4 protein-coding genes and 1 tRNA gene are annotated in these 8,627 nt (G+C 38.4%); 4 read left to right on the plus strand and 1 reads right to left on the minus strand.

Annotated features, from left to right (window positions below):
- Positions 1-69 precede the first annotated feature (69 nt).
- From ACUNWA_RS18855 to ACUNWA_RS18870, 4 genes are all read left to right on the plus strand, one after another.
- Entirely contained in the window at positions 70-3,054 is a 2,985-nt protein-coding gene (locus ACUNWA_RS18855) for a SusC/RagA family TonB-linked outer membrane protein (protein WP_445593487.1), read from the plus strand.
- A gap of 21 nt (positions 3,055-3,075) precedes the next feature.
- On the plus strand, positions 3,076-5,043 hold the full coding sequence (locus ACUNWA_RS18860; protein WP_445593484.1) for a RagB/SusD family nutrient uptake outer membrane protein: 1,968 nt from the start codon (positions 3,076-3,078) through the stop codon (positions 5,041-5,043).
- Positions 5,044-5,073: 30 nt separating this feature from the next.
- Positions 5,074-6,423 carry a DUF4959 domain-containing protein gene (locus ACUNWA_RS18865; protein WP_445593485.1) on the plus strand — a complete coding sequence of 450 codons (1,350 nt, stop codon included), beginning with the start codon at positions 5,074-5,076 and terminating at the stop codon, positions 6,421-6,423.
- Positions 6,424-6,602: 179 nt separating this feature from the next.
- Positions 6,603-8,078 (plus strand): DUF4998 domain-containing protein, encoded by a 1,476-nt coding sequence (locus ACUNWA_RS18870; protein WP_445593486.1) that lies wholly within the window; start codon positions 6,603-6,605, stop codon positions 8,076-8,078.
- Between the two features lie 240 nt (positions 8,079-8,318).
- Here the strand turns inward: ACUNWA_RS18870 and ACUNWA_RS18875 are convergent.
- Positions 8,319-8,391: transfer RNA gene (locus tag ACUNWA_RS18875), tRNA-Phe, on the minus strand.
- Positions 8,392-8,627: the final 236 nt, after the last annotated feature.

An 8,627-nucleotide genomic window follows, 5' to 3' on the forward strand; every position in this document is an offset into this window, starting at 1 on the left:
TCCGAACATTTAAGAGAAACTTTGAAAGCAGGATGCTAATTTTACATGAAACAAGACGGGGTTTACCGAATGCTTACCGATAAGCTTCGGTTTTCTTTTATTGGGATGGAAGATCAAACAATCTCTGTGTTGGATAGTAAGGAGATCAACCTTATTATGCATTCTAAAACTGATGAATTGGATGAGGTAACTGTTGTCGCTTTTGGAAAACAAAAAAAGGAAAGTGTTATTTCTTCGATAACAACAGTTGATGTGGGGAGTCTTCAATCTGTTCCAACGAGTAATATCACCACAGCCTTGTCAGGGCAAATGACAGGACTTATTTCTTATCAGAGTACAGGAGCACCAGGCGATGATAATGCCCAATTTTTCATCCGTAATGCAGCCTCGTTTGGAAATAATGTTCAGTCTCCCTTAATTCTTATTGACAATGTTGAAGTTGATGTTCGTCAACTGTCTCGGCTAAGTCCAGATGATATTCAAAGCTTTTCAATCCTTAAAGATGCTGCGGCAACAGCTTTATATGGGGCACGCGGAGGAAATGGTGTTGTACTGATTACAACAAAGGAAGGAAAGGAAGGAAAAGCTGTAATTGATGTTCGTGCAGAAAGCTCACTTTCGATGCCTACATCTCGGATTGATATTGCGGATCCAATAGATTACATGAAAAATTTTAATGAGGCAATTTTAACGAGAAATCCTACGGCCTCTCCTCGATATTCTTTGGATAAGATTGAAAAAACACAAGACCCAAATAGAAATCCATATGTTTATCCAGCTACGGACTGGTTAAGTGAGTTAACTAAGGATTACGCAGTTAATTCACGGTTGAATCTCAGTATAAGTGGAGGGGGGAAGGTCGCATCCTATTATGTTGCAGGCTCGTATTCTCAGGATAACGGTATTTTGAAAGTTGACAATATTAATAAATGGAACACTAATATTGATTTTAAGAAGTATACTTTACGTTCAAATGTTAATATTAATGTGTCTAACGCAACAAAGCTTAATGTTCGATTGAATGGGGCCTTTGATGACTACCAGGGACCTATAGGAGAATTGGGGGCAAGGGGACGAAATACTTACTACAGGGCTCTTAATGCCGATCCAGTGCTATTTCCTGCTGTTTATGCTCCTGATAAAGATTTTGCGTATGCTCCTTATTTGTTGTTTGGTAACTCAGATGCAGGTCAGTATATTAACCCGTATGCAAGATTGATGAGTGGTTATGAGGATAATAAGGCAAGTACGTTGTCTGCTCAGTTGGAATTATTTCAAGATCTTGATTTTGTCACTAAAGGATTAAAACTGCGTTTTATTGGGAATGTTTCAAGATATGGTAGTTTTAGCCTCAGACGCTCATATAATCCCTATTATTTCACAATATTAAATGGAGATTATGATCCCTTTGAAGATTCTCTTACCCCAGAACATGACGGCTATACCCTTTTCCCGATAAATCCTGAATCCGGGAGTCGGTTTATTGATTACGAAGGGGGGGATCAGAATGTCACTTCAACAATATATGGTGAATTATCTGCTATTTATAACAACACTTTCAATGAGAAGCATGATGTAGGAGCTTTACTTGTAAGCACCGCAAGGGAATATCTTGAAGGGAATCCTATTGTTTCTCGGCAACAGCTTGAAAACTCTTTACCTAAGCGGAATTTGAGCTTGGCAGGACGTTTTACTTATGCATATGATGGTAAATATTTTACGGAATTTAATTTTGGTTACAATGGTTCTGAGAGGTTTGCAAGTGGTGACCGCTTTGGCTTTTTCCCTTCGTTTGGTGTAGGTTGGGACATTTCTAAAGAGGCTTTTTATAAAAACTTAGGAATAGATCCTGTTCTGTCAAAATTTAAAATCAGGAGTACTTATGGGGTTGTTGGTAATGATAATCTTGGAGGTCCCAATAGATTCTACTATCTGTCAAGTGTAAACTTAAAGTCAAGTCCCGCGGGTTACTGGGGGAACGATGCGAGCCTAGGGCTTTACAGCAAACCAACGATATCGATTGCAAATCCAGGAAATCCAGAAATTACCTGGGAAATTACTTACAAAGCGAATCTTGCACTTGAGTTGGGATTCTTTGATAATAAACTTTCAGTAATTCCGGAGATTTATAGGGAAAGAAGGAAGAATATTCTACAGCGAAGATCAAATATCCCATCAACACTAGGGTTGCCTTATGAGCTGTATAGTAATGTTCAGGAAAATCTTGCAAAGGGAATTGAAATCGCTGTTGATTACAAGGATCAAGTTGGGCAAAATACATGGTTTATATTAAGAGGGAACTTTACTTATGGCACAGCTGAAGTGATAACATATGATGAAATAGGAACAGATAAAGCACCTTGGATTTCTAGAATTGGGCATTCGCCTTCACAAGGTTTTGGGTATATAGCAGAACATTTGTTCATTGATGACAACGAGGTTGCAAACTCTGCTTCACAAGCTGCCTTAGGAGGTGAGGTAATGGCTGGTGATATTAAATATGTTGATATTAATAAGGATGGGGTTATTAACCAATTTGATATTGCACCAATAGGGTATCCTCAGGTTCCTGAGATTCAATATGGTTTTGGTGGATCGTTTGGGTATAAGAAATTCGATATGTCCCTTTTCTTCCAAGGACAGGCACATTATTCATTTTGGCTAGATCCGAGAGAAATGGCTCCTTTTATGCCAACCGGTGGTGGAAATAGAGCTCTGTTGGGCTGGATTGCAGATAATCATTGGACAGAATCTAATAGGGATTTGTATGCACAATGGCCTAGGTTATCCAATATTAATTCTGTGGGTAACGATAATAACTTTCAGCGAAGCACTTACTTCATGAGGACAATATCGTATTTGCGGTTAAAGCAATTGGAAATGGGATATACATTACCAAAAACAAAAAATGTAGGCATAAGAGCTTATGTGAGTGGAACAAACTTATTAACCTTCAGTAAATTCAAGCTGTGGGATCCAGAAATGGGAGGAAATGGCCTGGCATACCCATTGCAAAAAGTATTTAACGTGGGTGTTCAAATTAATTTCAAATAGCACAAATTAAACATGAAAGAAATGAGAAATTTAGTGAATATTAAGATAATCCATTTGTTCTTTATCTTGATAACCTTGGGAATAGTTTCATGTAACGATTATTTGGATATCTATCCTGGGGATAGTCCGGAGATCAAAGATGCCTTTCTTGACAGGAATGAATCTGAAAAATATTTAATGACATGTTACTCATATATTCCTAGTTATGGGAATTTGTATTCAAGTTTACCATTATTAGGAGGCGACGAAATCTTTTATACTACTGATGACATACAGTTCTCGGCTTATGGATCATTTCCAAATCCTTATCGTTATGGGTATGGTGGTATCAATACTTCTGGGAATCCTATAATGAATTATTGGGACGGTTCTAATGGAGCTATCTCTCTATGGGATGGGATCAGGCATTGCAATGTGTTTTTGGAGCATATGCCACTGGATGCAGGTGGCCCGCCGAATTTAGAAGAAAGTGAACGGAAACAATGGATGGCAGAGGTAAAAGTACTAAAAGCTTTTTTTCATTACTATCTGTTTACATTGTATGGTCCTATTCCGATTATTGATAAAGCTGTTTCTACCAATGCAGGGATCAATGAGTTTAAGATACATCGGGAGCCTGTTGATGATGTTGTTAATTATATTACGTCTACCATAGATGAGGCTGTTCCCGATTTAGAAGACCACATGAATCTTAATCTTGCAACAGAGGCTGGAAGGATTACCAAAACTGTAGCTCTTTCAATAAAGGCTCAGACTTTAGTGTGGGCAGCAAGTCCACTGTTTAACGGGAATTCAGATTTTGATGTGGTTGATAATCGAGGGACACAACTGTTTTCTCAAACAAACGATGAAAATAAATGGCAACTGGCAGCAGATGCATTGGAAGATGCACTGGAGTCAGCTGAAAATAATTTTTTCAAATTGCATTATTCTGATGGTAGCATGATTAGAGGGGAGACTCCCAGCCAGGAAACAATATATCGTTTAGGCGTCCGTGAAGCTTTGGTTACTCATTGGAATGATGAAATTATATGGGCAAAGTTTGAAAATGGAGGTTCGTCAACTTTACAAACGTTTGCGCAGGCATTTTTTCCGGGTATTCAGCCACAAGGAAAAGGAGTTGGGCAGAGGCAAGCTCCACCCTTTCATATCATAGAACAATTTTATTCGGCAAATGGAGTGCCTATAAGTGTTGATAATGATTGGATCAACAATAATTGGTATAACAACAGGTTCTCTCCGGTCACTGTTAGTGCTGCCAATAGCACTGAAGCTGTAGAAGGGCAGGTTACCGCTCAAATTAACTTAAACCGTAGCCATCGATTTTATGCTAGTGTTTGCTTTGATAGAGGTTATTGGGAGGGTTTAGGCTTTGATGAGTCTGAGTTTAAGCATTTAGAGGCACGCGCGGCTGAAGTAAGTGGAGCTATTGGCGTCCAGTCAATTGGAATGACAGGGTATTATTGCAAGAAAGTTTGCGGCATTAATAACACTTTTCTAAGTCCTCTTACAGGGACTGGATACAAGCCAACGCCTTATGCTTTCCCAATCGTTAGGCTGACTGATTTAAAATTGTTATATGCAGAATGTTTAAATGAATTAGGTGTAAACTATGATGAAGTGCTACCCATTCTAGACGAGATTAGAGAAAGGTCAGGGATACTACCAGTAAAAGAAGCATGGGATAACCATACAAATTTCACTGACTATGATAATCAGAATGGGTTAAGAGAGATTATCAGGCAGGAGCGGTTAAATGAACTTGCCTTTGAAGGAGCAAGGTTTTGGGATACGAGGCGTTGGAAAACGGCACTGGTGAATATGAATAAACCTGTTCGCGCTTGGAATATCTGGGGGGAATCAGTTTCTGATTATTATAATACGGTGACTTTGCTTAGACCATCTTACTCATTTAGAAACTATTTAATGCCGATTAGTGAAACCGCATTGATAAATAATCCAAACCTTGAACAAAATCCAGGTTGGTAGACGCATTATGAAACTAGAAAGACTATAGTAATGAGAAATATTAAATTAAGAATAAAATTTTCAACCAATATTGTTGTTATGATGTTGGCGACAATTGGTCTGCTGTCAGGGTGTAATGCTTATCTGTCCCCAGATCCTTATGTTACAAATTCAGAGGCGCCACCTGCATTGGAAAGTGCTAATGTAATCGATATTAGTGGTGGGGCTAAAATTGAATTTCAATTGCCCGCAGGGGTTGAAGACATATTATATGTGAAGGCAAGTTTTTTAAGGAACGGCATGCTCCAAGAAACAAAAGTGTCGCGATACGACAATTCGTTGTATGTGCTTGGATTAAGAGATACTTCCAAAGTAGTCGATGTCGAATTAGTTGTTGGTAATAGTAGTGGAAAGGAATCAACTCCCCTAAAAGTACAGGTAAAACCCTTAACCTCATCTATTGATTATGCCTTACAGACAATGTTGGTAGAAGAAACTTTTGGAGGTATTAGGCTTCGATGGGATAATCCGACTCAAGCTACTACGATTGTTAAAGTTTTTAGCTATGGAGTTGTAGAGTTTGAAGGAGATACCATTTTAGCGGAAGTTTTTTCAGAGGATACTAAATTGGAAATACCGGATTATAAAATTAGGGGAGAGATTATTGGTGGATACGATTCAATTCAGACTCAGTTTGGATTTCAGTTTAAAGATATTTATGGAAATCAGACTGATACATTCTTTTTAACAAAAACACCTATTTATGAGGAGTATCTAGAGCCTGTGGCCACTGATATTTTTCCATTTAAGGGAGTATCGGTACATAGTGCAACATTAGCAGCTGAAGATCCTACTTTGACCTGGGATGGCCCTAATTGGGGAAATCGATCATCTTATAAGTTGTGGGATGGGAAGTGGAATAGCAATGGCGATTGTTATTGGGCTGTTGCTCACGATGTAAATAATTTTGGGGGAGCGGAAGCATTTAAAAACAAGAAGAGTGCTTTTGTGACCATTGATCTTCAGAAACCTTCAAAACTTAGTAGATATCTTATTCATGGTATGCGAAGCAAACAATTTGTTTTCAATGAATCATCTCCTAAGAAGTGGCGCATTTGGGTAACTCCCGATTTGACAGAAGAAGAAGCTAAGGTATGGGGGCCTGACTCAAATTGGGAAGTAGCTCATGATTTTTCAGTGCCAGGTCCTATCGATGGTAAAATTGGTAGTGCGGTTACTGATTCTGATTACGAAATTTGGAATATGGGATGGGAATATGACCTTTCTATTGATGTTAAATATCCTGTCCGTTTTCTTCGGCTTGAAGTCTATGAAGCATGGACGAGTGCTGTTGGTGGTGGTGCTGTGGCTGAGCTACAGGTTTATGGATCTCCACAGTAATTGTGATGATCTTTTCGTATAGGATTAATCTATGTAGACTACAGAGATGTGGATTGGATCAGTCTTTAAATAGATGAGAGTGTGTTTGGAAATCAATTTGGAAAGTCATGTAGATGAACTCTATTGCTGAAGGATTATAGAAAATGTATTTAGCTCAGTTGAATATAAAAAAAAACAAAATGAATAGAATAGTAATATTTATAATCATCATTTTTGCATTTATTGGATGTGAGGATGTGAATGAAAAACACGAGCAATATTTACTCGAAGGATCCCCGACTTATGCGGGTAAAATTGATAGCTTGGATTGTCTTTCTGGATTTTATCGGGTAAAGGCTTCTGTCTATCCTTCGATTGATGTGAACAGAAAAGAGTTTAGAATTTATTGGAATAATTTTACCGATTCGGTAGTGTACTCTTATGATGCTTCCTACTTAAACCTTGAAACCGGGAGATATGAAGTAATCATTGATGGTTTTGATCAAGATATGATTGAAGGTTATACAACCTTGACTTTTAGAAACTACGATTCACAAGGAAATAAGTCGAGGGAAACCGAATCGACAGTATTGATTTATGGGAATGATTTTGCTTCTGGAATACTTAACCAAGGAGTATCCGGATTTGATGGTCAATATCTCAACTTTGTATACCGTAATGGTGCGGTTGGTTTACTCGTGGAATACACGACGAATGAAAATACACAGCGTACTGTCGAGTTTAGAAGTACAATTGAGAAATTAAAGATCATAGGACTTAATCCAGATTTACCTGATTTTAAAAGCGGTTCAAGAGTTCTGTACAAAACTTTATATCATTTTGAAGCTACTGATATTGATTCAATTTACGCGGGCAGCTTTAGTGAGTCAGATCCCCTAATTCTGCCGGATCCTCTAATTGTAAAGGAGAATTTCTTCAATAAATATGGATATGAAGAAACCTTTAATATTCCGGTTGAGGTTTATGAAGGGGAGTCTTTTACCTCAGTTTCTGATCAGCCATGGTGTAGTGTTGTTGATGATGTTGAATCTGGTAATATTGAAGTATCTGTTGGGGAGAATACTTTGGGTTCCAGAACAGCAACAATTACTGTTAGTGTAGATGGTAAAACAGGTTCCGATTTTACCAAAGAAATACTAGTTGTTCAATCTGATGCGATTCGGTTAGATCATACAAAGGCTGGTTGGTCAGAAACATTGCTCCCTGATGATAATTCAAGTGCGTGGGGCTGGACATTACCACATCTGTGGGATGGCAATAACGGAGGTGCAGGGTATCACACAGAGGACAATGCGATGACACCAATATTGTTTTCGATAGATTTTGGGAAGCAGCTACTTGTTGATGGTGTTGAGATTGTGCCTCGTGCAAGTAATGTGAGGAATCCGGAGATTTATGAAGTTTGGGCATCGGATACTCTAGGAGCAGTTGGAGTAGATCGGGATTCTCCGGATTGGGAAGCGAAGTCAATTGAGGCCGGATGGGTAAAGATAAAAAGTATTGACTTTTCCGGTTGGACTGATGCGGGAATAAGAATTGCTTATGTTGGTGCAACTGAAAAATATCGATACATGAGAATCAGAGTTTTGAAAAACTCGGCCGGTTCACCTGCTCCCATGAATATTATGGAATTGTCGATTATTGGAAAGGAATAGAGATAGTATGTGAGCTGCAGATTATTTTGACGCAAAATAAATAGACTATCAGACCGTATAAAAACAAGCTTTTATACGGTCTGACTTTTTATATCTCTTTCTCTCAGCAACAATGAAGGCGTGATTGTTAGTTAGTCTCAATTTTTCGAACTGGTCTCCGATAAATGGATAACTGACAAAAACGCCTAAAAACAAAAAACCTCTGAGTCGGAACGCAGAGGTTTTTGTTTGCAATTTCGGTGGTGCCACCTGGAATCGAACCAGGGACACACGGATTTTCAGTCCGTTGCTCTACCAACTGAGCTATGGCACCGTTGTTTTTGCGGTGGCAAATATAATGCAAAATATTTAACTACAAAACATTTCAGAAGCACATGCTCGAAATTGTTACAAGGAACGTCTTTGGAAGGAAGGATTTACTGGAAAAGCAGCTGGCTTATTGTGCTGAGGAGGTATAAATCCAGCACTTTTTGGATCAGTATAAATTTCCGGTGGAGTAAAAATTATTATCATCTTTGCTTTATATTCTTTTTTACCGATCAATGAACT

The sequence above is a fragment of the Sunxiuqinia sp. sy24 genome (assembly GCF_052677165.1).

Excerpts from the sequence above, each read along its gene's own strand:
- ACUNWA_RS18855 (WP_445593487.1), top strand. The coding sequence starts at position 70 with ATGCTTACCGATAAGCTTCGGTTTTCTTTTATTGGGATGGAAGATCAA.
- ACUNWA_RS18860 (WP_445593484.1), top strand. The coding sequence starts at position 3,076 with ATGAGAAATTTAGTGAATATTAAGATAATCCATTTGTTCTTTATCTTG.
- ACUNWA_RS18865 (WP_445593485.1), top strand. The coding sequence starts at position 5,074 with ATGAGAAATATTAAATTAAGAATAAAATTTTCAACCAATATTGTTGTT.
- ACUNWA_RS18870 (WP_445593486.1), top strand. The coding sequence starts at position 6,603 with ATGAATAGAATAGTAATATTTATAATCATCATTTTTGCATTTATTGGA.